This window comes from Nocardia sp. NPDC059228 (assembly GCF_042754245.1).
Taxonomy (GTDB): domain Bacteria; phylum Actinomycetota; class Actinomycetes; order Mycobacteriales; family Mycobacteriaceae; genus Nocardia.
Genome location: NZ_JBHZAL010000009.1, coordinates 103979 through 129514 on the forward strand (window position 1 = coordinate 103979; position 25536 = coordinate 129514).

At 68.0% G+C, this 25536-nt stretch carries 26 protein-coding genes and 1 pseudogene; 14 read left to right on the forward strand and 13 right to left on the reverse strand.

The genetic code is table 11. The annotated features are described in order from the left end of the window. The first annotated feature begins 31 nt into the window (after nucleotides 1-31). The gene (locus tag ACFXKA_RS16730; protein WP_379427885.1) at nucleotides 32-913 is read left to right on the forward strand and encodes a LysR family transcriptional regulator; all 882 of its coding nucleotides are present in this window, start codon (nucleotides 32-34) and stop codon (nucleotides 911-913) included. Here ACFXKA_RS16730 and ACFXKA_RS16735 read toward each other — a convergent pair. Beyond that, entirely contained in the window at nucleotides 900-3188 is a 2289-nt protein-coding gene (locus ACFXKA_RS16735; RefSeq protein WP_379427886.1) for a molybdopterin-dependent oxidoreductase, read from the reverse strand. The genes ACFXKA_RS16730 and ACFXKA_RS16735 overlap by 14 nt on opposite strands. A 335-nt stretch (nucleotides 3189-3523) precedes the next feature. Between ACFXKA_RS16735 and ACFXKA_RS16740 the strand changes: the two genes are divergently transcribed. From ACFXKA_RS16740 to ACFXKA_RS16750, 3 genes are read left to right on the forward strand one after another with little or no spacing between them, the layout of a single operon-like run. After that, on the forward strand, nucleotides 3524-4201 hold the full coding sequence (locus ACFXKA_RS16740; protein ID WP_379427887.1) for a TetR/AcrR family transcriptional regulator: 678 nt from the start codon (nucleotides 3524-3526) through the stop codon (nucleotides 4199-4201). 2 nt (nucleotides 4202-4203) lie between these two features. Further along, nucleotides 4204-5064, forward strand: a complete 861-nt coding sequence (locus tag ACFXKA_RS16745; RefSeq protein ID WP_379427888.1) for a 3-hydroxyacyl-CoA dehydrogenase — start codon at nucleotides 4204-4206, stop codon at nucleotides 5062-5064. 18 nt (nucleotides 5065-5082) lie between these two features. Next, the gene (locus ACFXKA_RS16750; protein WP_354841548.1) at nucleotides 5083-6846 is read left to right on the forward strand and encodes an oleate hydratase; all 1764 of its coding nucleotides are present in this window, start codon (nucleotides 5083-5085) and stop codon (nucleotides 6844-6846) included. Between the two features lie 63 nt (nucleotides 6847-6909). Here ACFXKA_RS16750 and ACFXKA_RS16755 read toward each other — a convergent pair whose 3' ends face one another. Together ACFXKA_RS16755 and ACFXKA_RS16760 are read right to left on the reverse strand one after the other, a co-directional pair. Continuing rightward, nucleotides 6910-7044 (reverse strand): LysR family transcriptional regulator, encoded by a 135-nt coding sequence (locus tag ACFXKA_RS16755; RefSeq protein ID WP_379427889.1) that lies wholly within the window; start codon nucleotides 7042-7044, stop codon nucleotides 6910-6912. Beyond that, entirely contained in the window at nucleotides 7041-7163 is a 123-nt protein-coding gene (locus ACFXKA_RS16760) for a hypothetical protein (protein WP_379427890.1), read from the reverse strand. The genes ACFXKA_RS16755 and ACFXKA_RS16760 overlap by 4 nt, the downstream gene beginning before the upstream one ends. A 165-nt stretch (nucleotides 7164-7328) precedes the next feature. Here ACFXKA_RS16760 and ACFXKA_RS16765 point away from each other — a divergent pair, with 165 nt between their 5' ends. Both ACFXKA_RS16765 and ACFXKA_RS16770 read left to right on the forward strand, forming a co-directional pair. Continuing rightward, entirely contained in the window at nucleotides 7329-7766 is a 438-nt protein-coding gene (locus tag ACFXKA_RS16765) for a nuclear transport factor 2 family protein (protein ID WP_379427891.1), read from the forward strand. A gap of 76 nt (nucleotides 7767-7842) precedes the next feature. Then, entirely contained in the window at nucleotides 7843-8622 is a 780-nt protein-coding gene (locus tag ACFXKA_RS16770) for an SGNH/GDSL hydrolase family protein (protein WP_379427892.1), read from the forward strand. On the opposite strand, the gene ACFXKA_RS16775 is transcribed toward ACFXKA_RS16770, so the two are convergent. Continuing rightward, the gene (locus ACFXKA_RS16775) at nucleotides 8619-9194 is read right to left on the reverse strand and encodes a TerD family protein (protein WP_354841817.1); all 576 of its coding nucleotides are present in this window, start codon (nucleotides 9192-9194) and stop codon (nucleotides 8619-8621) included. The genes ACFXKA_RS16770 and ACFXKA_RS16775 overlap by 4 nt on opposite strands. Before the next feature lie 358 nt (nucleotides 9195-9552). Then, nucleotides 9553-11145, reverse strand: a complete 1593-nt coding sequence (locus tag ACFXKA_RS16780; protein WP_379427893.1) for a carboxylesterase/lipase family protein — start codon at nucleotides 11143-11145, stop codon at nucleotides 9553-9555. Nucleotides 11146-11328: 183 nt separating this feature from the next. Here ACFXKA_RS16780 and ACFXKA_RS16785 point away from each other — a divergent pair, with 183 nt between their 5' ends. Together ACFXKA_RS16785 and ACFXKA_RS16790 are read left to right on the forward strand one after the other, a co-directional pair. Then, on the forward strand, nucleotides 11329-12549 hold the full coding sequence (locus ACFXKA_RS16785) for a cytochrome P450 (RefSeq protein ID WP_379427894.1): 1221 nt from the start codon (nucleotides 11329-11331) through the stop codon (nucleotides 12547-12549). Between the two features lie 84 nt (nucleotides 12550-12633). Next, entirely contained in the window at nucleotides 12634-13044 is a 411-nt protein-coding gene (locus ACFXKA_RS16790; RefSeq protein ID WP_354841533.1) for a hypothetical protein, read from the forward strand. A gap of 59 nt (nucleotides 13045-13103) precedes the next feature. On the opposite strand, the gene ACFXKA_RS16795 is transcribed toward ACFXKA_RS16790, so the two are convergent. Further along, entirely contained in the window at nucleotides 13104-13565 is a 462-nt protein-coding gene (locus tag ACFXKA_RS16795) for a PaaI family thioesterase (protein ID WP_379427895.1), read from the reverse strand. A 149-nt stretch (nucleotides 13566-13714) separates the two neighbouring features. On the opposite strand from ACFXKA_RS16795, the gene ACFXKA_RS16800 reads away from it, so the two are divergent. Together ACFXKA_RS16800 and ACFXKA_RS16805 are read left to right on the forward strand one after the other, a co-directional pair. Next, nucleotides 13715-14365 carry a GntR family transcriptional regulator gene (locus ACFXKA_RS16800; protein WP_379427896.1) on the forward strand — a complete coding sequence of 217 codons (651 nt, stop codon included), beginning with the start codon at nucleotides 13715-13717 and terminating at the stop codon, nucleotides 14363-14365. Further along, nucleotides 14365-15591: an MFS transporter gene (locus ACFXKA_RS16805; protein WP_379427897.1), complete on the forward strand. Its 1227-nt coding sequence runs from the start codon at nucleotides 14365-14367 to the stop codon at nucleotides 15589-15591. The genes ACFXKA_RS16800 and ACFXKA_RS16805 overlap by 1 nt, the downstream gene beginning before the upstream one ends. 73 nt (nucleotides 15592-15664) lie before the next feature. Here ACFXKA_RS16805 and ACFXKA_RS16810 read toward each other — a convergent pair whose 3' ends face one another. Further along, a complete protein-coding gene (locus ACFXKA_RS16810) occupies nucleotides 15665-16825 on the reverse strand; it encodes an acyl-CoA dehydrogenase family protein (RefSeq protein ID WP_354841522.1) in 1161 nt (386 codons plus the stop codon). 5 nt (nucleotides 16826-16830) lie between these two features. Next, nucleotides 16831-16986, reverse strand: coding sequence for a hypothetical protein (locus ACFXKA_RS16815; protein WP_379427898.1), 156 nt, complete (start codon nucleotides 16984-16986; stop codon nucleotides 16831-16833). A 151-nt stretch (nucleotides 16987-17137) separates the two neighbouring features. Here ACFXKA_RS16815 and ACFXKA_RS16820 point away from each other — a divergent pair, with 151 nt between their 5' ends. Further along, nucleotides 17138-17722 (forward strand): TetR/AcrR family transcriptional regulator, encoded by a 585-nt coding sequence (locus tag ACFXKA_RS16820; protein WP_379427899.1) that lies wholly within the window; start codon nucleotides 17138-17140, stop codon nucleotides 17720-17722. 21 nt (nucleotides 17723-17743) lie between these two features. Here the strand turns inward: ACFXKA_RS16820 and ACFXKA_RS16825 are convergent, their stop codons facing one another. Both ACFXKA_RS16825 and ACFXKA_RS16830 read right to left on the reverse strand, forming a co-directional pair. Further along, a complete protein-coding gene (locus ACFXKA_RS16825; RefSeq protein WP_354841515.1) occupies nucleotides 17744-18433 on the reverse strand; it encodes a dienelactone hydrolase family protein in 690 nt (229 codons plus the stop codon). A gap of 117 nt (nucleotides 18434-18550) precedes the next feature. Continuing rightward, a complete protein-coding gene (locus ACFXKA_RS16830; protein ID WP_354841513.1) occupies nucleotides 18551-18874 on the reverse strand; it encodes a rhodanese-like domain-containing protein in 324 nt (107 codons plus the stop codon). Nucleotides 18875-18954: 80 nt separating this feature from the next. Between ACFXKA_RS16830 and ACFXKA_RS16835 the strand changes: the two genes are divergently transcribed. Beyond that, a complete protein-coding gene (locus ACFXKA_RS16835) occupies nucleotides 18955-19428 on the forward strand; it encodes a MarR family transcriptional regulator (protein ID WP_364621920.1) in 474 nt (157 codons plus the stop codon). Beyond that, complete coding sequence (locus ACFXKA_RS16840) at nucleotides 19428-20420, forward strand: LLM class F420-dependent oxidoreductase (RefSeq protein ID WP_379427900.1); 993 nt, start codon at nucleotides 19428-19430, stop codon at nucleotides 20418-20420. Before ACFXKA_RS16835 ends, ACFXKA_RS16840 begins: the two co-directional genes overlap by 1 nt. 163 nt (nucleotides 20421-20583) lie before the next feature. Here the strand turns inward: ACFXKA_RS16840 and ACFXKA_RS16845 are convergent. Beyond that, a pseudogene (locus ACFXKA_RS16845) lies at nucleotides 20584-20856 on the reverse strand (family 1 glycosylhydrolase); the annotation flags it as partial. 188 nt (nucleotides 20857-21044) lie between these two features. Here ACFXKA_RS16845 and ACFXKA_RS16850 point away from each other — a divergent pair. After that, nucleotides 21045-21626: a TetR/AcrR family transcriptional regulator gene (locus ACFXKA_RS16850; RefSeq protein WP_379427901.1), complete on the forward strand. Its 582-nt coding sequence runs from the start codon at nucleotides 21045-21047 to the stop codon at nucleotides 21624-21626. Between the two features lie 100 nt (nucleotides 21627-21726). Here ACFXKA_RS16850 and ACFXKA_RS16855 read toward each other — a convergent pair whose 3' ends face one another. Both ACFXKA_RS16855 and ACFXKA_RS16860 read right to left on the reverse strand, forming a co-directional pair. After that, entirely contained in the window at nucleotides 21727-24216 is a 2490-nt protein-coding gene (locus tag ACFXKA_RS16855) for an aminotransferase class I/II-fold pyridoxal phosphate-dependent enzyme (protein WP_379427902.1), read from the reverse strand. Then, on the reverse strand, nucleotides 24213-25232 hold the full coding sequence (locus tag ACFXKA_RS16860; RefSeq protein ID WP_379427903.1) for a helix-turn-helix domain-containing protein: 1020 nt from the start codon (nucleotides 25230-25232) through the stop codon (nucleotides 24213-24215). The genes ACFXKA_RS16855 and ACFXKA_RS16860 overlap by 4 nt, the downstream gene beginning before the upstream one ends. Between the last annotated feature and the right edge of the window lie 304 nt (nucleotides 25233-25536).

The window sequence follows — 25536 nt, forward strand, 5'->3', positions numbered from 1 at the left end:
CTGAAGTAGATGGCATCGGTAGGCTCGGAGCATGGAGTTGCGTCAGATCGAATGCTTCCTGGCCTGCTGCGACCATCGGTCCTTCACCGCCGCGGCCCGCGCTCTCAATCTGGTCCAATCGGCGGTCTCCACCAGCGTCGGCAAGCTCGAACACGAACTCGGGGTGCGCCTGTTCGACCGCACGCCGCGCACCCTGGAACTCACCGAGGCGGGGCGGGCCATGGTCGCTCCCGCCCGGACGCTGCTACGCGCCCGGCGCGACATCGTGGACGCCATCGACGCCGCTCGCGGCGAGATCCGCGGCGAGGTGGTGGTCGGCAATCTCATGAACATCCACAATCTCGACCTGGCGGGCATCATCGCCCAACTGCACCAGCGGTTTCCGGCGGTGACCCTGCAGATGCGGCAGAGCATTTCCGGTGTCGCGGGCAATGTGGCCGGGCTGCGCGACAATTCGCTCGAGCTGGCGCTGCTGGCCGGCATGAGCAGCGAATTTCCGGGCATCGCCACACATCTCATCGCCGAGGAGACCCTCGTGCTCTGCACCGGGCCGGACCATCCGCTGGCGGGGCGTCCGTTCCGGGCCGCCGACCTGGACGGCGTTCGCTACATCGACTTCCCGCCGGGCTGGGGCATCCGCACCATCGCCGACGAGCTGTTTCCGGGCCGCGTTCCCGTGATCGAGGTGGCCGACCAGGCCTTCGCACTGGAATTGGCCGCCAAGGACTTCGGGATGGTCCTCATCCCGAAGTCCGTCGCGCTGCTCTCCCCCGGCGTGCCCCACTCCGAATTCGCACCCCGGCCGCTGCCCTGGAAACTGTGCGTCGGCCACGCAGTCGAGCGCACGCCGTCGAATGCGGCTCGCACCGTGATCGAGGCCCTCACGGCGAACAACGCGCTCAGGAACCGGTGATCGCGGGCGGGCCGGTGACGGTCAGCGGCGGGACCGGGCCGGTATGGAGCTCGATCTCCACCAGGGACAGCTGACCGGTGCAGCCCTGACTCAGGCGGGAGGTGCCGCGATCGTCGGTCAGCGCGTTCGGGTTTCCGTGGCGACAGCAGGCCGGGTCGGCCGGGTCGGGGTCGTACCAGGCGCCGGTCGACAGCTGCGCGACTCCGGGACGTACCGCGTCGCTGATATCCAGTCCGGCCAGACAACTGCCGCGGTCATTGAAGATCCGGACGATGTCACCCGCGGCGAGGCCGCGGGCGGCGGCGTCGTCGGGATGCAGCCGGACCGGTTCACGGCCGGAGATTTTCGTGGACTGGCTGTGCGCGCCGATATCCAGCTGACTGTGCAGCTTGGTGCGGGGCTGGTTGGCCACCAGCTGCAGCGGGAACCGCGCCGCCAGCGGGCTGCCCAGCCACTCGTCGGGCTCGAGCCAGACCGGATGTCCCGGGCAATCGTCGTAGCCGAAGCCCGCGATGGTCTCGGAGAAGATCTCGATCCGGCCGCTCGGGGTGCGGAGCGGGTGCGCCGACGGGTCGGCCCGGAAGTCCGCGAACGCGATGTGCTCCTCGGCCTCGATGGGCAGGTCTATCGACTCCCCGGCCCAGAACGAGTCGTAGTCCGGCACCTCGTGACCGCGGTCGTGCAGCCGCTCGCGCCATTCGTCGTAGAGGTGGCGCAGCCACTCCCGCGTTGTCCGTCCCTCGGTGAATTCCTTTCCGAAGCCCAATCTTTCGGCCAGCTCACCGAACATCCAGTAGTCGTCACGGGCCTCGCCGTGCGGGCGGGTCAGGGCCGGCATCGGGAACAGGAAGCGGTCGCCCTCGCCGGAGCCGTAGTCGTCGCGTTCGATCGTCATGGTCGACGGGAGCACGATGTCGGCGTGCCGGGCGGTGGCCGTCCAGAACGGATCGTGCACCACCACCGTGTCCGGCCGGCCGAACGCGGTGCGCAGCCGGGCCAGGTTCTGGTGGTGATGGAAAGGATTGCCGCCGGCCCAGTAGACCAGCCGGATAGTCGGATACGTCCGGTGCTCGCCGTTGTATTCGTAAGGCGCGCCGGGGTTCAGCAGCATGTCCGCGATGCGCGCGACCGGAATGAAGTCATCGACGCCGTTGACGCCCTGGGGCAGGCGCGGCGGCGACGTGAGTCGCACGGCCAGACCGACATTCGCGGCCGACCCGTAGCCGTGGCCGAATCCGCCACCGGGCAAACCGATCTGGCCGAGCATGGCGGCGAGGACCACACCGAGCCACAGCGGTTGCTCGCCGTATCGGGCGCGTTGCAGCGACCAGCTCACCGTGACCAGCGTGCGCGTGCCCGCCATCTCCCGCGCCAGCGTGCGAATCCGTTCCGCGGCAATGCCGGTGATCGGCTCGGCCCACTCCGGATCCTTGACGACGCCGTCGACCGCACCGCGCAGATAGCCGGCGAAGCGCTCGTAGCCGACGGTGTAGCGGTCCAGGAAAGCGTTGTCCGCCAAGCCTTCCGCGTCCATCACCTGGGCGAGCGCGAGCATCAGGGCGGTATCGCTGCCGGGCCGGGCGGAGATCCATTCGGCTTCCGCTTCGGCCGGAATATCGTCGCGCAGCGGCGAGACGGTGACGAACCGGCAGCCGTTCTTCCGCGCCGTCTCGATCCAACCGCGACCGTTGTGCCGCGAGACTCCGCCCGGCGACACCGCTGTGTTCTTCGGCGACAGTCCCCCGAACGAGACCACCAGCCTCGAATGCTTCGCCAGCACCGATTTCGTCGTTGCGCGCGACATGATCGTGCCCATATCCGCGAGGATGTGCGGCAGCAACACCGTCGACGCGCCCAGGCTGTAGCTGTTGCGGTGCGAGACATACCCGCCGAGGCAGTTCAGGAAGCGGTGAACCTGGCTCTGCGCGTGGTGGAATCGCCCGGCGCTGGCCCAGCCGTAGGAGCCGCCGTACACCGCGGTCGGTCCGAATTCGCGGTACACCCTGGACAATTCACCGGCCAGCAGATCCAGCGCGGTGTCCCAGGACACCGGCACGAACTCGTCGGCTCCGCGCGCCGCGGGTCCCGGACCGTTCTCGAGCCAGCCCTTTCGCACATAGGGCTGCGAGATGCGCGCCGGATGATGTTGGGCCGAGGCCACATTCTCGATCAGCGGGGTGGGTTCCGGATCACCTCGCCAGGGTCGGACCGCGGTGAGCCGGTCCCCGTCGCTGCTCGCCTCGAAAACGCCCCAGTGGGTGAGATGCGTGGCCATCCGACCAACATACGCCCGGCAGACCCCGCCGGCTCGTTCGGCGACACCCCGGCGCGGCTCGAGAACAGCTGCACAACCATGTCGAAAACACTGCGCGGTAACGGATTACACGGCCGTGAGCTGGATCGCGACTACCGGCGGGCGGTCCACGCGGATCCGGCGGTCGGTCCACGCGGATCCGGTGGTCGGCCCAGGCGGATCCGGCGGGCGGTCCACGCGGATCCGGCGGTCGGCCCAGGCGGATTCGTCGACCCAGCGGGGTTGCGCAATCGATAACTCGGAGTACGCTCATTTTTGAGTCAACTCAGTTTTCCGATCCGGGTTGGAGGTGTCCGATGGTCACGCAGGCCAAACCGGTGCACGTCGGCCGACGCCAGCGCAAGATGCACGACAAGCAGTCACGCATCTTCGAGGCCGCCGCCGCCCTTTTCGCTGAGCACGGATTCGATAGAGTTACCACTCAGCAAATCTCCGATCGGGCGGATATCGCCGCCGGGACACTGTTCCGCTACGCCGCCACCAAGGGTGAGTTGTTGCTGATGGTCTACAACGAGGAATTACGCACCGCGCTGGCGGACGGCGCCGCCGCGGCCCGCACGCAGACCGATACCGTCGAGGCGGTGACGGCCCTGCTGCGCCCGCTCCTGCGCGCGGCCGAGCAGCGGCCCGAGAACACCATCGTCTATCAGCGTGAGCTCCTGTTCGGTTCACCCACCGACACCTACCGCTCCGAGGGCCTGGCCCTGGTGGCCGGGCTGGAGTCCATGATCGCCGAGCGGCTCATCGCCCACGCGCGCCGCGACGGGATCGGCACGCCGCACGGCGACGAAACCGCATCGGCGCGTTGGGAAGAGCAGGCCAGGCTGGCGGGGCGCAGCATCTTCGCGGTCCTGCACCTGGCGCTGGTGCAACCGTCCACCGGAGCGCATCCCGGCCACGACGCCATGGCGGATCTGCGGGCGCAGATCGCACAGATAATCGCAGGATTCTTCACATCCCCAGGGAGGCAATGACAATGAGCATCGACATCCGCAAGGTCACCGTGCTCGGCACCGGAGTTCTCGGTTCCCAGATCGCATTCCAGACCGCGTTCCGCGGATTCGACGTCACCGCGTACGACATCACCGATGAGGTGCTGACCGCGGCGCGCGGTCGCTTCGACAAGCTGGCCGCCACCTACCGCGCGCAGGTGCCGGGCGCGGGCGACGGCAAGGCCGAGACGACCGCGGCGGGCATCGCGCTGAGCTCCGATCTGGCCGCGGCGGTCGCCGACGCCGACCTGGTGATCGAGGCGGTTCCCGAGGTGCTCGCCATCAAGCAGGACACCTACGAGAAGCTGGGCAAGCTCTCGCCCGAGCGCACCATCTTCGCCACCAACTCCTCCACGCTGCTGCCCAGCGCCATGAAGGACTTCACCGGCCGCCCGGACCGGTTCCTGGCGCTGCACTTCGCGAATCAGGTGTGGCACTTCAACACCGCCGAGATCATGGGCACCCCCGACACCGATCCGGCCGTCTTCCAGGCCGTCGTGGATTTCGCCACCGCCATCGGCATGGTGCCCATCGAACTGCACAAGGAGAAGGCCGGCTACGTCCTGAACTCGCTGCTGGTGCCGCTGCTGGACGCGGCCATGAACCTGGCCGAGGGCGGCTACGCCGAGCCCGAGGCGGTGGACAACACCTGGCGCATCGGCACCGGCGCGCCGGCCGGACCATTCCAGATCCTCGACATCATCGGCCTGACCACGCCTTACAACATCATGGCCCACGGCGACGAGAACGCCCAGCGAATCGCCAAGTGGCTCAAGGAGAACTACATCGACCAGGGCAAGCTCGGCCTCGCCACCGGGGAAGGGTTCTACAAGTACACGGCGTGATTCGAGACGGGAGTTCTCATGTTCTACAGCAGTGGCAATTACGAAGCCTTCGCGCGGCCGCGCAAGCCGGCGGGCGTCGAGGACAAGACGGCCTGGTTCGTGGGGTCGGGCCTGGCCTCGCTCTCCGGGGCGGCCTTCCTCATCCGTGATGGCCAGATGCCCGGTAGCAAGATCACCATTCTGGAAGAGCTGAAGTTGCCGGGCGGCGCGCTCGACGGCATTCGGGAACCCGAGAAGGGCTTCGTCATTCGCGGTGGCCGCGAGATGGAGAACCACTTCGAGTGCCTCTGGGACCTCTTCCGGACCATCCCGTCCATGGAGGTCGAGGACGCGAGCGTGCTCGATGAGTTCTACTGGCTCAACAAGGACGACCCGAACTTCTCCCTCGAGCGGGCCACCGTGAACCGCGGTCAGAGCGCCCAGACCAAGAACCTCTTCACACTGAACGACAGGGCGCAGCAGGACATCACCAAGATCTTCCTCGCCACCCGTGAGGAGATGGAGGGCAAGCGCATCGACGAGGTGTTCTCGAAGGACTTCTTCGCGAGCAACTTCTGGATGTACTGGCGCACCATGTTCGCCTTCGAGGAGTGGCACAGCGCCCTCGAGATGAAGCTGTACCTGCACCGGTTCATCCACCACATCGGCGGCCTGCCGGACTTCTCGGCACTGAAGTTCACCAAGTACAACCAGTACGAGTCGCTGGTGCTGCCGCTCTACCGCTGGCTATTGGACCAGGGCGTCACCTTCAAGTTCGACACCACCGTCACCGATGTCGACTTCGACCTCACCGCGGATCGCAAGCAGGCCACCCGGATCCACTGGATCTCGGAGGGAGTCGAGGGCGGCGTCGACCTCGGGCCGGAAGATCTGCTGCTGATGACCATCGGCTCGCTCACCGAGAACTCCGACGAGGGCGACCACCACACGCCCGCCAAAGTCGACGCGGGTCCGGCCCCGGCGTGGGATCTGTGGCGCCGAATCGCCGCCAAGGACAAGGCCTTCGGCCACCCGGACGTATTCGGTTCACACATTCCCGAGACCAAGTGGGAGTCGGCCACCGTCACCACGCTGGATCAGCGCATCCCCGAATACATTCAGAAGATCTGCAAGCGGGATCCCTTCAGCGGCAAGGTCGTCACCGGCGGCATCGTCACCGCGAAGGACTCCAACTGGCTGATGAGCTGGACGGTCAACCGGCAGCCGCATTTCAAGCAGCAGCCGAAGGACCAGATCGTGGTCTGGGTGTACTCGCTGTTCGTCGACAAGCCCGGCGACTACGTGAAGAAGACCATGCAGGAGTGCACCGGTGCGGAGATCACCCAGGAGTGGCTGTACCACCTGGGCGTTCCCGAAGCGGACATCCCCGAGCTGGCCGCGAGCGGCGCCAAGTGCGTGCCGGTCATGATGCCCTACGTGACCGCCTTCTTCATGCCCCGCAAGGCGGGTGACCGCCCGGACGTGGTCCCGGAGGGTTCGGTCAACTTCGCCTTCATCGGTCAGTTCGCCGAGACCAGCCGCGACTGCATCTTCACCACCGAGTACTCGGTGCGCACCGGCATGGAGGCGGCGTATCGGCTGCTCGACATCGAACGCGGCGTCCCGGAGGTCTTCAACTCCACCTACGACGTCCGTACCCTGCTGGCCGCCATGAGTCGCCTCCGCGACGGCGATCCCATCGACCTCCCGGGCCCGGACCTGCTCTGGCGCGCGCTGGCGAAGCGCCTCGGCAACAACGAGATCGGCGAACTGCTCACCCAGTACGGTCTCGTCGAGAAGTAGGCGGTACGGATTCCGCCCGACGTGGCACGACGGCCCGGTCCCGTGGGGACCGGGCCGTTGTCGTCAGTCCGGGCAGTCGTGCCAGGCCACCCGCGCGGCTAGATCGTGTGCGGCCGTGGTCGGGGCGACACCGCGCGGCAGCCGCTCGAACAGCGGCCGTCCCACCTGGCGTTCCAGCGCCTGCAGCTGGGTGGTCACCGTCGGCTGCGAGAGGCGACCTGACCCGCGGCGGCGGTGATCGACCCGGCCCGGTAGACGGCCAGGAAGGTCCGCAGCTGCGTCAGGTCCATGGAGCCATCGGCCTGCCTATGTCGCACCCGGTGAGTCTATTGGTGCGGTGATGCGCGGGCGCCGCGGGCGCGGGTTCAACAGCGCTTTTATAGGCAACTTATTGAATATCAATGACCTGGACATCCTCAGGAACTGCGCGCTACTGTTCGAAGTTAGTAGACAATGATTTGACTATAGGAAACGAGGGAATCATGCACCCCTTCCGCAAGGCCGTCGAGGCCCGTGACGAGGCGGCCATGGCGGCCCTGCTCGCCGACAATGTGGTGTTCACCAGCCCGGTCGCCTTCAAGCCCTACCCGGGCAAGGCCATCACCGCGGCCATCCTGCGCGGTGTCATGCGGGTGTTCGAGGACTTCCGCTACATCAAGGAGATCGGCGCGGCGGACAGCAGCGATCACGCACTGGTCTTCGAGACCACGGTCGCGGGCAAGCGCATCACCGGATGCGACTTCCTGCACTTCGACGCCGACGGCCGGATCGACGAGTTCATGGTGATGGTGCGTCCGCTCTCCGGCGCGCAGGCGCTCGCCGAGGCGATGGCCGCGCAGTTCGAGCGAATCCAGGCCGAGGCCATCGCGCAAATCGAACAGGAGGCAGCAGCGGCCGAACGCCAAGCGGCGGGCTCGTGAACGAGTTCGACCCGACGCCCGTGCCGGCCGATTTCCTGGGATGATCCACGAACAGTCACCGAAAGGCCGATCCGCCATGACCGATGGCAGGTACACCCGATACGTCGCCCTGGGCGACAGTCAGACCGAGGGCGTGGGCGATGGCGACGACCTGACCGGCCTGCGTGGGTGGGCGGACCGGCTGGCCGAGCGTCTCGCCCTCACCAATCCCGAACTGCGCTATGCCAATCTGGCGGTGCGCGGCAAGCTGGCCCACCAGATCCGCGACGACCAGCTGGACGCGGCGCTGGCGCTGCGCCCGGATCTGGCCACCGTGCTGGCCGGCATGAACGATCTGCTGCGCCCGAACTTCGACCCGGACGAGATCGCCGGGCACGTCGAGGCCATGTTCGCCGCGCTCACCGCCACCGGCGCTGTGGTGGCGACGCTGACCTTTCCCGATGTGGCCGAGACGATCCCGCTGGCCCGGCCGATTCGCGGCCGGATCGCGGCGATCAACGACCGGCTGCGGTCGGCGGCCCAGCGGCACGGGGTTCTGGTGGCCGAGACCGGCCACCATGCCGTGGTGACCGATCCCCGCCTGTGGGACGCGGACCGGCTGCACGCCAGCCCGCTCGGGCACCAGCGCATCGCCGACGCCGTGGCCGAGGCGCTGCGGCTGCCCGGTGCGAACGACGCCTGGACCCGTCCGCTGATCCCGGATCTGCCCGAGCACGGGGCGTTGCGCTCGATCGCGGCCGAATTCCAATGGGCGGCAACCGCGCTGGGGCCGTGGGTGATGCGCCGCCTGCGCGGCATCTCCTCCGGTGACCGGCGGGTGCCCAAGCGCCCGGTGCCGCTCCCGGTGCGCGTCTAGACGTTGACCCCGTAATCCCGTGCGATTCCGGCCAATCCGGAGGCGTAGCCCTGTCCGATGGCCCGGAACTTCCACTCGGGGCCGTGCCGGTACAGCTCGCCGAACACCATCGCGGTCTCGGTCGAGGCGTCCTCGGTGAGGTCGAAGCGGGTCAGCTCCGACCCGGTGACGGCGTCCACGACCCGGATGTAGGCATTGCGCACCTGCCCGAAGGCCTGGCGCCGGGTCTCGGCCTCGTAGATCGATACGGGGAAGAAGATATTGGTGATGCTCGGCGGCATGGCCGCCAGATCCACGGTGATCACCTCGTCGTCGCCCTCGCCCTCACCGGTGAGGTTGTCGCCGGTGTGCTCGATGGTGCCCTCCGGGGACCGCAGGTTGTTGTAGAACACGAAATGCCTGTCGGAGACGACACGCTGATTCGGCCCGCAGGCGAGGGCACTGGCATCGAGATCGAAATCGGCTCCGGTGGTACTGCGTACGTCCCACCCCAGGGCGACGGCCACCTTCGCCAGATTCGGCGCCTGCTTCGACAGCGAGACATTGCCGCCTTTGGCCAGACTGACACTCATCGCATTACCTTCCCTCCGCGCGCGGTACCTCCACACCCAATCGTCCTCGCGCAGCGAGACGGAAGCCACCTCGCCGTGCGAGACCGAGGTCGCCGAATCCGCATCCAGCTGTTCGGCGATCACGGCGATCCGGCGTTGCAGGGCGAGCAGTTCGATCAGGTCGCGATTCCTCGGCCCCACCGCGCCTTCGGAGACGGCCCCCGCGCGCACCGCCTCGGCGTGCGCGTCCAGCACCGCCGCCCGTAACCGCGCGGCCAATGCCGCCCGCGGCACCGCCGACTCGGGGCCCACCGCCCCGAGCCCCGCCCACGGCTCCCCCTTACCGAGCGTCACGCCTCGAATGTACCTGCACGGCAGGTCAACCGAGTGTGCTCCAGAACTCGCAGCGGTGGTCGGCGTAGAAGGCATCGGAGAACTGGTTGCCGCCGGGGCGGAAGGAGAGGAATGACGGTGCGGCCGTGGTGTATTGCGGGATGGCGGGCAATCCTTGCGGATCCGCGGTGCCCTCGGTGATGAAGCGGGTCCAGTAGCGGCGCATTTCGTCCTGCAGGCGCTGCTGGCCGGGGGTCATGGCGACGTGCAGGAGCGGGCCGGCCTGCACGAGGTCGAAGAGGGAGGGGAGTTCCGCGGCGTGGTAAGCGCCCATCGGGAAGGTGCTGGGCGGGGCCAGGGCGGTCCGGTCGTCGAATTCGTAGACATAGGTGGGGTTCTGGCGGCCGAAGTCGCCGACCTGGTCGACCAGCGTACAGACGAACTTGTCGGTCCAGGCCCGGATGAGCGCCAGCGCCGGTTGCGCGTAGTCGCCGAGGGGGTACTCCACCATGATCCGATCGACCTGCGCCCGGCCCATGCCGCCCAAGCGGGAGGTGAGCAGGGTGGGATAGTCCGCGGCGGTCATCCTGGCGCCGAGCGGGATGCCGTAATCCATCCACACCCACAGCGCCATCTCGTCATGGTTGGAGCCGATGAAGGTCGGAACATGGGTAATCCCACCGGCTTTCAGCACGGAAACGGGATCACGCGGGAGAAAGTCGTTGCCGTACACCACATCCGCCGACTCCGGCGCGCGATCGACGAGCACGTCCGCCGGAAGACTGCGCAGACAGACCGCGTCCGCTCCCGGGCATCCGGCTCCGTCCGCCCAGGCATCACCCTCGGCCTCGGCGGCGGCGAGGGCTTGCCCGGTGCACAAGCCGCTCTGCATCATGGCCGCCTGGAACAGCCCCGCCGAGGAGGGCGTGGCCAGCTGCGCGCAGATCGAAACCCCGCCCGCCGATTCACCGTCCACCGTCACCCGGTTCGGGTCGCCGCCGAACGCCGCGATATTGCGCTGCACCCAGCGCAGCGCGGCCTGCTGATCCATCAGCCCGTAGTCCCCCGAGCCGTCGCCCTCGTCCAGTGCCGAGGCGGCCAGGAAGCCGAACGTCCCGAGCCGGTAGTTGATGGTGACGACGATGCTGTCGCCATCGGGCTGCGACACCAGAGGCGCTGCGCCGTACATGCTTCCGGTGCCCGTCTGCAGGCCGCCGCCGTGGATCCACACCATGACCGGCAGGCCGCGGCCGTCGGCGGGCAGGGTGGGCGGGGTCCAGACGTTCAGGTAGAGGCAGTCCTCATCGGTCGAGCGCAGCCCGCCCACGCCCGTGGCCTGCGCGCATTTCGGCCCGGCGTCGCGGGCCTCGCGGACGCCCGGCCACGGCGGCACCGGTGCCGGTGGCCGCCAGCGCAGCGCGCCCACCGGCGGTGCGGCGTAAGGGATTCCATTGAAGAGCCGGTAGTCCGGGGCGAGCACGCCGTGCAGGCTGCCGCTGTCGATGGCGACGGTGTCGGCGGCAGCCGGCCGGGCCCGCGCCACCGGTCCGTTCACCGCGAAGACCGTCACCAGCAGGGCCACCACCGAGAGCACCGTCCCGGCTCCCCATCCCATCCACTTCCGGTCGCGCACGATCACCCGAGCCTCCTGGGCCAGCAGCGTTATCGCGTAACCGTTCGATACTAATCGGCTGTCCGGTACGGAGGCCCGGAGTCTCGAGATGCGCGCAAAACCCCTGCATACGAGTGGGTCACCGCGCGGCGGCCGTCTCACGGCGAGACGGCCGTTGACAGTCGGTTCAGCGCCGGAAACCGTGGGCGCATGACCCCGACCTCACCCGACGCGCTCGACCTGTTCGACCCCGCGCACCTCGACGATCCCTATCCGCTGTACCGGCGACTGCGCGAGGAATCGCCGGTGTACCGCATCCCGGGCACCGACTTCTACCTGGTGACCTCATGGGATCTGGTGACCGAGGCGGTGAATCGGCCCGCCGAGTTCTCCTCGCACCTCACCGGCGCGCTGCTGCGGCAGCAGGGCCGGCCGCCCGCCACCTTCGACATGGACGGCGGCGGCCAGGCCATCCACGTGCTGGCCACCGAGGACGATCCCGGCCACCAGGCACAGCGGAAACTGGTCCAGCCCTTGCTGGCCAAGCGGATTCACGGGCTCGGAACCACCGCCGCCGAGCTGGTGGACCGGTTGTGGGCCGAGCAGCTGCACGGCGATCGCATCGACTGGGCGACCGGCATGGCCGACCGGCTGCCGCTGGCGCTGGTCGCCGACATCATCGGGCTGCCGGACGCGGATGTGCCGCAACTTCTCACGTGGGCCTACGACAGCACCGAGATGCTGGGCGGGGTCGTCGAGGCCGAACGCTTCGGGCAGCTGGTCACCGCCGCCACCGAGCTGGCCGCCCACCTGCACACCAGGTTCGCCGCCGCCCGAGAGGATCCGGGCGACGACCTGCTCGGCGTACTGGCCCGCGCCTGCACGGCCGGCGACATCACCGACGCGGTGGCGGTGCTCATCCTGGTCCAACTCGTCGGCGCGGGCGGCGAATCCACCGCCGGGCTGATCGCCAACGCCGCGCGCCTGCTCGCCACCCGCCCGGAACTCCAGGACGAGCTGCGCCGCGAACCCGCGCTGCTGCCCGCGTTCCTCGACGAGGCGCTGCGGCTGGAATCGCCCTTCCGGGGCCATCATCGGCACGTCACCATCGATACCGCGCTGGGCGGCACCGAGATTCCCGCGGGCAGCCACGTGCTGCTGCTGTGGGGTGCGGCCAATCGGGATCCGGCCCGCTTCGAGCATCCCGACGCCATCGACCTGGACCGCCGCAGCGGGGCCAACAATCTCGCCTTCGGGCGCGGCATCCACTTCTGCATCGGCTCGGCGCTGGCCAAACTGGAGGCCACCGCGGCCCTGACCGCGCTGCTGGACCGCACCACCGGATTCACCCTCGTCGAAGACGCCCCGCCGCAGTGGTTTCCGAGCATTTTCGTGCGCCGTCACCGCAACCTGCCGCTGCGCATCCGCTGATCCGCGCGGATTCTTCCGCGCGTCCGCCGCGTGCCGAAGGCTCGGTCACGGCATGATCGTCGTCGATCGGGGGGATTCACCGTCGTGACCACAGGAAAAGGGGTTCTGTTCGTGAAGACCGTGTACCTCCGCCGCATCGCCCTGGCCACGCTCGCCTGCGCCGTCTCCGGCGCCTTCGCCGCCCCCGCGTCCGCCGACGCGGCCCCGCAGCGGATCACGCTCGACTACTCCAAGGGCCGCTGCGCCCAGACCACCCTGCTGGCCCACTCGTTCACGCCGACCACGCTGGAGATCACCACCTCCAACAACTTCACCGACGACGCCAAGATCGATATGAACGGGCAGCGCACCCCGCTGCCCGACACCTACGGCGCCCAGACCACCCAGATTGACCTGGGCACCCCGATGCCCGGGGTCATCCCCTTCGAGGTCTCCGGCTCGGAGTGGCCGGGCAGCGCCGGCACCGGCTGCAAGGGCTGGATCATCATCGCCTGACACGTCCGCGAGAACGACCGAGCCCCGGAGGTTCTCCTCCGGGGCTCGGTCGTTTCGGCTCACTTGCCGTGGGCGCGCAACTGGTACAGACCCTGGGTCTCGGCCACCACCACGCCATTGGCATCGGTCACCACGGCCTCGAGAGTGAAGTCGGCCTTGCCCTTGGCCGCGGCCTCCTCGGTGATGCGCGCGATCTCCTCCTCCGACAGCGTGGCCTCGGCGCGCACATCGGTGGCGGCGGGCTTGCGGAAGAAGATGTGCAGATCCTTCACCAGGGGGTAGTACTTGGCGGTGTCGAAGCTGGCGATGGCGATAGCGCCGCCCAGGATCTCCGCGACGGTGAACAGCACGCCGGCGTACATGACGCCGAAGTGATTGCCGTTGCCCTCGACCGGCACCGTGGTGGCGGCGAAACCGGGGCGCACCTCGTCGGCCCGCACCCCCATCTTGTGCGCGATCGGAATCGTGAACTCCAGACCACCGTTCACGACCTCGTTCAGCGGCGGGGCATCGTTCCCCATGCGGACCTCCTCGTCCCGGAAATAGGGCAACTTACTGACGTATTGCCAACAACGTGAATCATTATGGGTGAGAGGGTTGCGGCGCAACTCTTTCAGCCCCTGGGTGAAACCCGCCACATTCGGGCAAATCATCCCATGTCACCTCTAGTATGCAAGTTGTGTCCAAGACCTTCTCCGCCGCCGAGCGTGCCTACCGCGAAATCAAGGAACGCATCCTGAGCGGCGACCTGCCGGGCGGCGAGCTGGTCAGCGAGAACGAGATCGCCGGGGAGCTGGGCACCTCCCGCACCCCGGTCCGCGAGGCCTTCCTCCGGCTCGAGACCGAGGGCTGGATGCGGCTCTACCCCAAGCGCGGTGCGCTGGTGGTGCCGGTGCCCTCGCGCGAGGCCGAGCATGTGATCCATGCCCGCTACATCGTGGAAACCGGCGCGGTGGACGCGCTCACCCGTATCGCCCGCGCGGGGCTGATCCCCCGGCTGCGCGAATCCCTGGACCGCCAGGGCGGACTCGCCGACGCGGGCGACCTCGACGAATTCGCCATCGTGGACGCCGATTTCCATCGCGAGTACGTGGTGGCCGCCGACAATCCGCTGCTCATCGGCTTCTACGACTCGCTGCGCGAGCGCCAGCGCCGGATGAACAGCGTTGCGCTGCATCGCGGCGAGACCCATCCGCACCGGATCATCGAGCAGCACACCCGGCTCGCCGATCTGATCGAAGCCGCCGACGCCGCCGGTTTCGCCGAAGCACTCGCCGAGCACCTCACCGACGTGCACGGCGTGACCCTGAGAGGACTGTGATGGCGACGCTGACAGCCGTCGGCACCCGCACCACCGGTATCGGCACCCATCCCAGGGCGTGGCTCGGCGTGGCCGCGGCGATCTTCGCGATTGCCTGGGGCGGCAATGAATTCACGCCGCTGCTGGTCATGTACAAGCGGGACGGGCTGCCCGTCACCACGGTGGATCTGCTGCTGTTCGAATACGTGCTGGGCATCGTCCCCGCGCTGCTCATCGGCGGCCCGCTCTCCGACCGCTACGGCCGTCGGCCGCTGATGCGGCCCGCGCCCTTCATCGCGGCCACCGGCTCGACCCTGCTGGCCTTCGGATCCGCTTCCGTCCCCATGCTTTCCGCCGGACGCGTGCTGTGCGGCATCGCGCTGGGCCTGGCCATGGCGGTGGGCAGCAGCTGGCTCAAGGAACTCTCGCAGCCGCCGTTCACGGCCGAGACCGCCTCGGGCACCGGGGCGCGCCGCTCGGCCATGAGCCTCACCGGCGGCTTCGGCGTGGGCGCGGGCGTGGCCGGGGTGCTGGCCCAGTGGGCGCCGTGGCCGGACACCCTCGCCTACCTGATCAATGTGACGCTGTGCGTGCTGGCGGCGGCGCTGCTGTTCCGCGCCCCGGAAACCACTGCCCCGCAGGCGAATCCGGTCCGACTGCTGGACGATCTGAAGGTCCCCGCCGCCGCGCACCACCGTTTCCGCACCGTGGCGCTGCCGGTGTGCCTGTGGCTGTTCACCTCGTCCGCGGCGGCCTACGCCATCATGCCGACGCTCATGATGCCCAAGGTGCACGGCGCGCCCATCGCCTTCTCGGCCCTCATCACGGTCATCACGCTGGGCTGCGGGTTCGGCATCCAGTCCGTCGCCCGCCGCATCGACCGGCCGGGCTCGCTGCGCCTGCCGGTCCTGGCACTGAGCCTGGTGATCACCGGAATGGTGCTGGCCGCAGCGGCTTCCGCCACCCTCACCATGTGGCTGACCGTGCTGACCGCCATCGCATTGGGTATGGGCTTCGGCAGCGGCCTGGTCGCGGGCCTGCTCGAGATCGAGCGCATGGCCCGGCCCGACGACCTCGCGGGACTGACCGCGGTGTTCTACGCGGTCAGCTACCTCGGCTTCGGTGTCCCGGCCGTCATGGCGATCTGCCACGACAGCACCGGCATCGGCTATCCGGCCATGTTCGGTGTCCTCGCGGCCGGGTGCGCTCTCTGCCTGGGCATTGTGAGCCGCGCCCGCGCAGCCTGATCAGGCAGGCACGAGGCTCGGAAACAGTGGCGGCGGCCAGAATTCGGGCCGCCGTCGTCGTCTCACCTCCGCGTCACAGCGAGCGGGAGATGATCTCCTTCATGATCTCGCTGGTGCCGCCATAGATGCGGTTCACCCGCGAACCCGTGTACATGTTCGCGATCGGGTACTCCATCATGTAGCCGTAGCCGCCGAACAGCTGCAGGCACTTGTCGACCACCTTGTCGGCGGTCTCGGCGGCGAACAGTTTGGCCATGGACGCGGTCGATGGATCGTTCTTGCCGTCGATGTACTGCTGAATCGCGTAGTCCACCAGCGTCTTGATGGCCAGCGCCTCGGTCTTGACCTCGGCCAGGGTGAAGGCATTGTGCTGGAACTTGCCTATCGGGCGGCCGAACGCCTCGCGCTCCTTGGAGTAGCGCAGCGCCTCCAGCACCGCCGCCTCGGCCAGGGCCGAGCACAGGCTGGCGATGATCAGGCGCTCGCGGGCCAGCTGCTCCATCAGCTGGTAGAAGCCCAGACCCTCCTGCGCGCCGAGCAGATTGGCGACCGGGACGCGCATGTCGGAGAAGAACAGCTCGCGAGTGTCCTGGGCGTGCTGGCCCATCTTCTCCAGCACCCGGCCGCGCTCGAAGCCCGGCAGATCCTTGGTCTCGGCCACGATGAGCGAGACGCCGGCCGCCCCCTGGGACGGGTCGGTCTTGGCCACGATCACCAGCAGGTCGCAGTGGGTGCCATTGGAGATGAACGTCTTCGAGCCGTTGATGACGTAGTGGTCGCCCTCGCGGATGGCGGTGGTGCGCACCGACTGCAGGTCCGAACCGGTGCCCGGCTCGGTCATGGCGATGGCCAGCACCAGCTCACCGCTGATGATGCCCGGCAGCCACTTCCGGCGCTGCTCCTCGTTGCCGTAGTGATAGACGTAGTGCGACACGATCGGCGAGTGCACCGAGAAGCCGAAGCCATTGTCGTGCGCGTAGACCAGCTCCTCCTGGACCACGGCCTGCAGGCCGAAATCGCCGCCCGCGCCGCCGAATTCCTCGGGCAGGTCCAGGCCGAGCAGACCGGCGTCACCGGCCTTGTTCCAGAACTCACGATCGACCATGTGCTGCTTGGTCCAGCGCTCGCGGTTGGGCGCGGACTCCTTGCGGAAGAACTCCGCCGCGTGCTTGCGCAGCTCGCGGTGCTGGTCCGTCTCCCAGGTGGGGCGGTAGTCGGGGAACAGTACGGACATCGGTGTCACTCTCCGTTGTTGCGTCGGATGCCGTTGAGCGGCAGGTCGTCCCGAGCAGCGATGGCTTCGAGCTCGGCAATGGTCTTGTCGGCGAACGCCTTCCGGAAGGCCTCGTGGGTGCCGAAGGTCGCCAGCGCACCCGGGAAGAAGTGCGGCTCCACCCGGTCAAGGGCCGCATCGTTGGTTCCTCCATCCAGCGAACGATACGGTTGTATCGTAAGTGGGTCAATGATAACGCCAGCTCAGCGCCTGACCGGGAACCGCTACCACTCGACGTAAAATCGGCGGACGCAATCGACGAGTTGAGGGGCGATGCTGAATCCACGAGCCACCAATGACGACCTGACCGCCAAGGCCCGTATCCGCAATGCCGCCATGGACCTGTTCGCCCAGTACGGCGACTCCCGGGTCTCGCTGCGCGCGGTGGCCGCCGAGGCCGGCGTCACCCTCGGGCTCGTCCAGCACCATTTCAAGACTAAGGACGGCCTGCGCGACGCCGTCGACAAGCTGGTCGTCGACTACTTCGCCCAGACCGTCGCCTCGATTCCTCCCACCGGCACGCACGCCGAAGTCGCGTCGGCCCGCGACGAAGCGGTCCGCCGGATGCTGTACGACAACCCGGCCGTCGTGAACTACATCCGCCGCTCGCTGCTGGAACCCTCGGAAACCCGCATCCACCTCCTGGACGCCCTCGTGGACCTGACCCGCAGCGAGGTCGCCGGCCTGCGGGAGGCCGGCCTGGCCTCCACCGACAAGCCCGAATCCGCCCAGATAGTCGCCGTCCTGATCCGCCAATTCGGCGAACTCCTGCTGGCCCCCATGCTCGACGCCGTCTGGGAACGCGTCTCCCCCGACAACCCCACCCGCCCGCGCCTGTCGATCACCGTCAGGGACTGAGCAGTCGGAGCCGGACCGGGCTCAGCGCAGGTGGGTCTCGAAGAAGGCGAAGATGCGCCGCCAGGCGTCCTCGGTGGCTTCCTCGTTGTAGCCCAGGCCCGCGACCCGGATAACCGGTTCGGCGGGGGTGAGGTTGGCGAAGGCGTGGGTGACGCCGGGGTAGGTCTTCACGTCGTGGTCGATGCCGTAGTCGGTCAGGACGCGTTCGAGTTTCGGGCCGCGGCCGGGATTGGCCGGGTCGAGGGCGCCGTAGCTGGCGACGATGGGGCAGGAACCGCGCAGAATGTCCTCGTAGTTGCCGCGGCCGGAGGGGTAGAAGGGGGCCGCGGCGTCGAAACCCTTGGTGGCGGCCAGGAGTGCGAACCCGCCGCCCAGGCAGAAGCCGACCACGGCCACCCGGCCGGTGCAGTTCGGATCGGCGATGAGATGAGCGCGGGCGCTGAGGATGTCGCGGACGGTGGTGCCGTTCCCATTGGACAGCAGCTCCCGGATCACGCTCGGCACGCACCGAACCCGGCCGCGCGCGAAAAGATTCGGGACGATGGCGAGATACCCGTTGTCGGCCAGGCGGCCGGCGACGGTCCGCATGTCGTCGTTGACACCCACCATGTCGTGCAGCACCACGACGCCGGGCCAGGGCCCGGGTCCGGCCGGAGTGGCGACATAGGCGTCGATGGTGCCGTCTGGTGTGGTCAGTTGGATCGTGCTCACCGGTGAGCCCCCTCCGTCGGAGATCGAACTAACCGGGGCATCGTAGCGCGTCTGGGACAATCTGCCGCTCCCCGCCGCGCATCGCGACGGGGGGCGGCCGAGTTCCGGTGCGCGCGATCAGCTTTCGACGGGCAGGCCCGCCTCGGTCCAATCCTGAATGCCGTCGCGGTACTTGCGGACATTGGTGTAGCCCAGCCGCTCCAGCCTGGTGGCCACGTTCTGACTGTTGGGGCAGGCGGCGTTGGAGCAATAGGTGACGATGGCCGCGTCGCGGTCCGGAAGCAGGTGCGGCGCACGGCTTTCCACCTCGGCCTCGACCAGCGCGAGCGCGCCGGGGAGGTGGGCCTTGGCGTAGTACTCGCCGCCGAGGGCGTCGAGCACGATGACCGAACCGGCCTCGATCTCCTGTGCGAGTTCGTCGCGTGTGATGAGTGCGGTCATGGGAATTCCTTTCCGAAAAATATGTGCGTGTGCACGCTACTACTTACGTGCGCGTGCACGCAACTGGTTATGATGGGCCGGTGTCCGCTTCCCGATCCCATCCGGCCGTCCACGCCTGGGCCGCCCTGCTGCAGGTCCACGCGAAACTCGTGCCCGAGCTCGACGCCGCCCTGCGCCGCGCCACCGGACTGCCGCTGAGCTGGTACGACGTGCTGCTGGAACTCGATGGGCCACACCGGCTCCGAATGAGCGACCTGGGTGAGCGGGTGGTGCTGAGCCGCACCCGGGTCAGCCGCCTGGTGACCGAGATGGAGTCGCACGGTTTGGTTCGGCGTGAATCCAATCCGGACGACGGCCGCTCGGCGTTCGTGAGCATTACCGATGCGGGCCGCCGCCGCTTCCGTGAGGCCGCGCCGCACTATCTGACCGGCATCGAGCAGCGTTTCGGGGGCAGACTGGACCCGGCCGAACTCGAGACCGTCGCAACGGCATTGCGCAAGGTGCTCGGCCCGGCCGAGGTGACCACACCGGATTCGAACAGAGGAGACATCTAGTGCGTTTCGGCATCTTCAACCCGCAGGGCTGGCGGCTCGACCTGGTCGGCATCGATCCCGCCGCACAGTGGGGAGTGATGCGGGACCTGGCGCAGCGCGCGGATTCGGGGGACGTCTGGGAGTCACTGTGGGTGTACGACCATTTCCACACCGTGCCGGTCCCCACCGAGGAGGCCACCCACGAGGCGTGGTCGCTCATGTCCGCGCTGGCGGCCAGCACCACGCGTATCCGGCTGGGCCAGATGTGCACCGCCATGAGCTACCGGAACCCCGCCTACCTGGCCAAGGTCGCCGCCACCGTGGATCTCATCTCGGGCGGCCGGGTGGAAATGGGCATCGGCGGCGGCTGGTACGAGCACGAATGGCGCGCCTACGGTTACGGATTCCCCTCCGCCGGTGTGCGATTGGGCCGCCTGGACGAGGGCGTGCAGATCTTCAAGCAGGCGTGGACCACCGGCAAGGCCACTCTCGACGGCAAGCACTACCAGGTCGACGGCGCGATCGTGCGCCCGCTTCCCCTGCAGGAGGGCGGAATTCCGATCTGGATCGCGGGCGGCGGCGAGAAGGTGACGCTCCGCATAGCGGCGAAGTACGCCCAGTACACCAATTTCGCGGGCGATCCGGAGACCTTCACCCAGAAGTCGGACCTGCTGCGCGCCCACTGTGCCGCGGTCGGAACGGAATTCGACGCCATCACCCGGAGTTCCAACTTCAATACCCTGGTCGGCGCGACCGAGGCCGAGGTGCAGGACCGCCTGTCCCAGCTGGAGGCCCGCTTGACCCCCTTCGTCGGAGCCGAGGGCGCGGCCCGGCACGTGAAGGATCTGTTCCGCGACTCCCCCGCCGTCGGCACCCCCGAACAGATCGTCGAACGGCTCTCGCACGTCAAGGATCTCGGGCTCGGCTACTCCATCCACTACTTCCCGGAGACCGCCTACGACACCTCCGGCCTGGAGCTCTTCGAGCGCGAGGTCGTCCCCGCACTGCGCTGAACCCGAAAACCGCCCGCTGACACCGATGTCCGGGGTCAGCGGGCGGCATGCGGTGCATCGCCGGATCGGACCGATGAGTCGACACCCGATGCGCGGGTCGGGCCGGTCAGGGGGAAGCACCTGACACGGTGTCGCACGGCCGATCCGGCGAGCCGCCGGGTGGTCAGCGGGGCAGCGTCACCGGATCGGTGCAGCTGGCGGGGGCGTCGACCAGCGAGCAGGTCTTGGGCTCGCGGGTCGGGCGGTAGTCGGCGGGGATGCCGCCGGCGCGGGTGATCTCGGTGTAGGCCGGGACCGCGTCGGTGGACCGGCGGGTGAGGGTGGGGTCGGTCAGGACGTCCACCGCGTAGATCCCGAATCGCGGTGTGTAGGAACCCCATTCGTAGTTGTCGGTAAGGCTCCAGTAGTTGTAGCCGATCACGTTCATGCCGTCGGCATGCCCGGCCGGGGCTGAACCCGCGCCCATTCGATGCCGATCCGGTACACCTTCACGCCCAGCTGTCTCGCCAGCTCGATATCGGAGCGAGCAGGGCGAGGTTGCGGCGGCGGAATCGCATGGGAAAAACCGTACAGCGCTCGGTTTTGGTGGACAAGCAACTCTCAGAGTCCGCTTAAACTCGACCGATGGCGAAACGAGGCCCCTACGGGAAAGGCATCGAACGACGGGAGCAGATCCTGGAGGCCGCGCTGCACACCATTGCCGAGCGCGGATTCCTGGCCACCTCGGTGGCCGAGCTGGCCGAGGCGGTCGGCCTGAGCCAGAGCGGGCTGCTGCACTACTTCGGCTCCAAGGAGGAGCTGTTCGTCGCGGTCCTGCGCAAACGCGACGAAATCGACGTGGCCGCCATCGGCGACCCCACGCCCGAGGCGCTCATCCAGCTCATTCGCCGTAATACCCAGGTGCCCGGCCTCATCGAGCTGTTCACCCACATGCAGGCGGCCGCCGCCGATCCGAACCATCCCGCCCACGAGTACATGCGCCTGCACTACGAACTCGGCACCGCCGGCTTCGCCGAGCTCATCTGCGGCATCCAGCGAGCGGGCGGCATCCCGGAGTCCGTCGACGCCGAGGTGATGGCCACCGCGTTCATGGCCCTGGCCGACGGTCTGCAATCGCGCTGGCTCATCGACCCGTCCATCGACATGGAGTTCTATCTCCGGCAGTGCTGGACCCGGTTCACCGGCATGACCTTCACAGGCGACTGACCGATCCACACCGCCTCAGCGACTGCCCGCCACACCGCCTCGGCGACTGCCCGCCACAGTCAGCGCGCAGATCAATGCGCTGATCGCGACCCCGCCGTTGTCACAGTTCGCTCATCTCGATACCAGCGATTGCCGCACCCTGTTCCGCACCGCCCTCGAAAAGGCTTGGGACGACATCCCTTCCATCTGACCGGGGGGCCGCGCTGTACCCCAGGATCGCGATGGCCGCGGCCGCACCGTACGCACGGCTCGCGACATCCGGGCGCGCGGACGGGAAGTTCGAGCGATGTATCACGGTGACGTTGTTGGCCAGCGTCACCGTGCCGTCCACGCGGGTCACCACGCAGTTGCCACCCGACTTGGCCGTCAGATCGACCACCACGGCACCGTTCGGCAAGGCCGCCAGACCCGACCGGTCCAGTAGCACCGGTGCGGCCGTCCCGCGCCGCCCGGCCGCGCACACCACCAGATTCGGACGGACGGAACGGATATAGTCCGCGACCCGGTCCGGATCGGGATCGAGGAGAAAGCGATTCGCGCCCCGGGCCGACGCGGCGGCGCGCTGCTCGGCTCGGCGACCGATGGCGGCCGGCGACGGGTCACCACAGCGAACCGCGGCGTCGATGGCGGCGAGCCCGGCCTGTCCACATCCGATGATCAGCGCGCGCACCGCACAGTCCGGATCCTGCTCGCGTAGGCGCTCACGGCCCTCGCGGTAGGCAACCTCACCGGCGATCCGGCTCATGGCGGTCAGCGGATCGGGGTGAGCCGTCTCGAGATCCGGTGGCATGTGCTCGAAGCCCACCGACTCCACCCCGTATTGGCTCAGCCGGTGAATGGACCGGCGGCGTTTCACCGGATCCTGAAACCCGAGTAGTAGTTGCCCGGTCCGGGTCGGCATCGTATCCAGGTCGTAGGCAGGCGGTTTCACCCAGGCGACCAGGTCGGCGACGGCGAAGACACACTCGGGTCCCGGCACCACCGAGGCGCCGGCGGCCCGATAGTCGGCGTCGTCGAACCGAGCCCACCGCCCGGCATCCTGCTCCACCACCACCTTCAGCCCGCTGCGGACCAGCGCCGTCACATCGTCCGGCGTGGAGGCGACACGCAATTCGTGGGCGGCGGTTTCGCGCAGCACGCCGACGGTGGAGACACGCGGGGAACGAGCCGGAATCCGTCGTTCCAGCAGGGCGCCGGCATACGTCATGCCGGCGTCGATCCGCTGGAGCAGCCGTTCGATGCGGTCGAACAGTTCGACGACCAGGTCCGGCCCCGCCTCACCGGTGGCGCGCCGGGGCGTTGTCACATTGAGCCGCACGCCCATTCGATGCGATCCGGTGCGGTCCAGCGCCACGCAGTCGATACCGGCCGCCATCAGCAGCAGATCCTCCAGGTCCGCGCTGGATCGCACCGCCGCCGCCGACATCACCCCGGCATCGAATTCGATCGTGAGGAACATGCCGTCGCGGCTGCCGAGCGGCCGCAGCAGTTCGGTGCCGAATCCGGCATTGATCCCGGCCACCAGCCGACGCGCGGAATCCATCCGCTCCCGCAGCAGCACGCGGTTCCGGATCAGGTAGCCGTCCGAGGTGCCCTCGATCGTGGCACGGGCCAGATGTGTGGTCTCACGCTGGAAGGCGACACGCAGTCGCTCGCGTACCCGGGCCAGCCACTGCTGGTCTCCCGAACAGGCCGCACCCAGCTTGCACGGCCCGAAGGCATTGAACGCCTTGGAATTACCGGTGATGCTGAGGACCCGGTCATACAGGCGGACCGGACCATCGGCCGTCGGGACGACGATCGACGCAATCGGGATGTGCCCCTCGACCAGCAGGTCGAACGACATATCGCAGATCACCGGCACATCGGCGGCGACGAGTACCCGGCCGATCTCGAGCAACTGCTCGACGGTGTAGTCGGCGACCACCGGGTTGCCGGGCAGGGTCAGCAGGACCCCACACAGGTTTCCCTGCGCCGCATGATGTTTCAGGGTTCGCTCGAGCGATACCGGGTCGATCCGGAAGTCGCCGCCTGCGGTCACACTGCTGGTCGCCATCCGCATGCCGAACTTGGCGATGTGCCCGGCCACGCTCTTGTAGTAGCCCTCCGGGCAGACCAGGACGCCACCGGGCCGAGCCAGCGTGGCGATCGCCTCCTCCAGCAGGACGGTGCTCGAGTAGGGGCTGACGATCACCTCGCCGGGATCGATGTCGACTCCCGGCCTTCCGTCGATCGGTTGGGATATCCGGGCGAACAGCCGCTCGGCAGCCAACCGGCGCAGGACCTCCGGCTGCTTCTTGGCGTAGGGCGACCCATCCCGGCCATCGGTGAGATTTCCGCCGCCTGCCGCGCCATGACCGGCCATCACCTCGGCCCACGCGGAATTCAGGGCCGCCGTGGCGTTCCGGTCCATGGGCAGCCCGGTTTCACCGTGATACGCGTCGATGATCCCGCGATAGATCCGGCCGTCCGTCCCGGCGAACCGGCTCTCGCTGTCGAGGTAGTTCCGCGCGAGATGCTTGCGCTGGTCGGAACGGTCCGCCACGTCGACCGGGTCCAGCGGCGGCGACACCGCGAACCCTCGGCTCATCTGGGCGCGCCTTCAGATCCGGGCCGCCCGTCGTTCCACGCCTGACGCAGGGCCGCACGGAAACGGTCGCGGCAGTCCTCCTGGTCCAGGTGCTCGAACCGAATCAGTCCCGTCCGCTCCACCAGATCGTTGACGACGAGCGCCATTCCGTCCGCCCTGAGATCACGGAGGTGCTTGAACTTGCGGTGGGCGGTCTGGACATCGTGCCAGAGTGACGAGAACCGGCTGGAGTCACGCTCGCGGCGGCGGAAATCGTAGTCGCCCGCCAGCACGTAACTGTCGTCGACGATGAGCATGCCCTGTGCGTTGGGAGCGAACTCCCGGTTCACCAAGGTGGTTTCCACGTTCACCTTGACCTGTTGCCAGAGCTTGTCCTCATAGGGCGTCACGTTCACAACGTCGTCCAGCACATAGACACGCTGCACCGACACACCGGCTCGGGCCTTGGCGAGGATCGCCCGGTGATATTCGACGCCGACATCGCCGCCGATCGCGCCCAGTTCTGCGGTGTGGATCGCACAGATCCGCTGCTGCGCGCGATCCAGCACCGTCAGCCAGTCCAGGACCGTATTCCATTCCGGCACAACGACGCTGCCCGAGGGAATCTGCACCAGCACCTCCTCGGCCCGGACCAGCTGGCGCTCGGCGATCTCCCGGAGCGGCACGAGTTGCTCACCCATGTCGTCGAGGTTGGACAGACTCTGGGCAAGCGCGAGGACGCGGGCGGCCAGGTCGGGCTTCTCGGTCGAGAGGATCTCGAAGCGGATGCGCAGGTCGCTGACGACACGCTCGGCCTCGGTCTCGTCGTCGAGGCCGGGCAGGCGCTCACCCAGGGCCGCACTCAGCTTTTCGCGCTGGGGGCGGGGTGGAACGCGTCTGCCGTTCTCGATCTGTTGAATCAGACTGCGCGAGCAGCCGACCCGATCGGCGAGCGCCTCCTGGGTGAGATTGCGTTGCCGGCGGAGTCGCTTGACTGCCGCGCCGATCTGCTCGCCGTCCGAGGCCGAGCCAGACATGCTCGTCTCCCATCATGATCCGCATTGCTCAGACGTGTCACGCGAAGCCCATCGTAAGCACGATGTGTCATCTTCGCCATCGTAGATCCAGCACGAGTCTGCCGATTCTTTTACAGGTCAGGCCGAACGGGCGAAACGACCATGGCGGATATCAGCTGGGCCGGCAGATCTGTGATTCGAATACGGCAACGCTCGGCGTGACAGCGCCCAAACCGCTTGATATCTACGATATCCAGGATACTTGTACGCTGAGACGCTTATTTCTAAGCAACAGTTGCCTTTTCAGTGTCTGTCTGGAGCAATT

What these genes read in the sequence shown, in the direction of transcription:
- ACFXKA_RS16730 (WP_379427885.1), top strand. Translation starts at nt 32, where the DNA reads ATGGAGTTGCGTCAGATCGAATGCTTCCTGGCCTGCTGCGACCATCGG.
- ACFXKA_RS16735 (WP_379427886.1), bottom strand. Translation starts at nt 3,188, where the DNA reads ATGGCCACGCATCTCACCCACTGGGGCGTTTTCGAGGCGAGCAGCGAC.
- ACFXKA_RS16740 (WP_379427887.1), top strand. Translation starts at nt 3,524, where the DNA reads ATGGTCACGCAGGCCAAACCGGTGCACGTCGGCCGACGCCAGCGCAAG.
- ACFXKA_RS16745 (WP_379427888.1), top strand. Translation starts at nt 4,204, where the DNA reads ATGAGCATCGACATCCGCAAGGTCACCGTGCTCGGCACCGGAGTTCTC.
- ACFXKA_RS16750 (WP_354841548.1), top strand. Translation starts at nt 5,083, where the DNA reads ATGTTCTACAGCAGTGGCAATTACGAAGCCTTCGCGCGGCCGCGCAAG.
- ACFXKA_RS16765 (WP_379427891.1), top strand. Translation starts at nt 7,329, where the DNA reads ATGCACCCCTTCCGCAAGGCCGTCGAGGCCCGTGACGAGGCGGCCATG.
- ACFXKA_RS16770 (WP_379427892.1), top strand. Translation starts at nt 7,843, where the DNA reads ATGACCGATGGCAGGTACACCCGATACGTCGCCCTGGGCGACAGTCAG.
- ACFXKA_RS16775 (WP_354841817.1), bottom strand. Translation starts at nt 9,194, where the DNA reads ATGAGTGTCAGTCTGGCCAAAGGCGGCAATGTCTCGCTGTCGAAGCAG.
- ACFXKA_RS16785 (WP_379427894.1), top strand. Translation starts at nt 11,329, where the DNA reads ATGACCCCGACCTCACCCGACGCGCTCGACCTGTTCGACCCCGCGCAC.
- ACFXKA_RS16795 (WP_379427895.1), bottom strand. Translation starts at nt 13,565, where the DNA reads ATGGGGAACGATGCCCCGCCGCTGAACGAGGTCGTGAACGGTGGTCTG.
- ACFXKA_RS16800 (WP_379427896.1), top strand. Translation starts at nt 13,715, where the DNA reads ATGCAAGTTGTGTCCAAGACCTTCTCCGCCGCCGAGCGTGCCTACCGC.
- ACFXKA_RS16805 (WP_379427897.1), top strand. Translation starts at nt 14,365, where the DNA reads ATGGCGACGCTGACAGCCGTCGGCACCCGCACCACCGGTATCGGCACC.
- ACFXKA_RS16810 (WP_354841522.1), bottom strand. Translation starts at nt 16,825, where the DNA reads ATGTCCGTACTGTTCCCCGACTACCGCCCCACCTGGGAGACGGACCAG.
- ACFXKA_RS16820 (WP_379427899.1), top strand. Translation starts at nt 17,138, where the DNA reads ATGCTGAATCCACGAGCCACCAATGACGACCTGACCGCCAAGGCCCGT.
- ACFXKA_RS16830 (WP_354841513.1), bottom strand. Translation starts at nt 18,874, where the DNA reads ATGACCGCACTCATCACACGCGACGAACTCGCACAGGAGATCGAGGCC.
- ACFXKA_RS16850 (WP_379427901.1), top strand. Translation starts at nt 21,045, where the DNA reads ATGGCGAAACGAGGCCCCTACGGGAAAGGCATCGAACGACGGGAGCAG.
- ACFXKA_RS16855 (WP_379427902.1), bottom strand. Translation starts at nt 24,216, where the DNA reads ATGAGCCGAGGGTTCGCGGTGTCGCCGCCGCTGGACCCGGTCGACGTG.
- ACFXKA_RS16860 (WP_379427903.1), bottom strand. Translation starts at nt 25,232, where the DNA reads ATGTCTGGCTCGGCCTCGGACGGCGAGCAGATCGGCGCGGCAGTCAAG.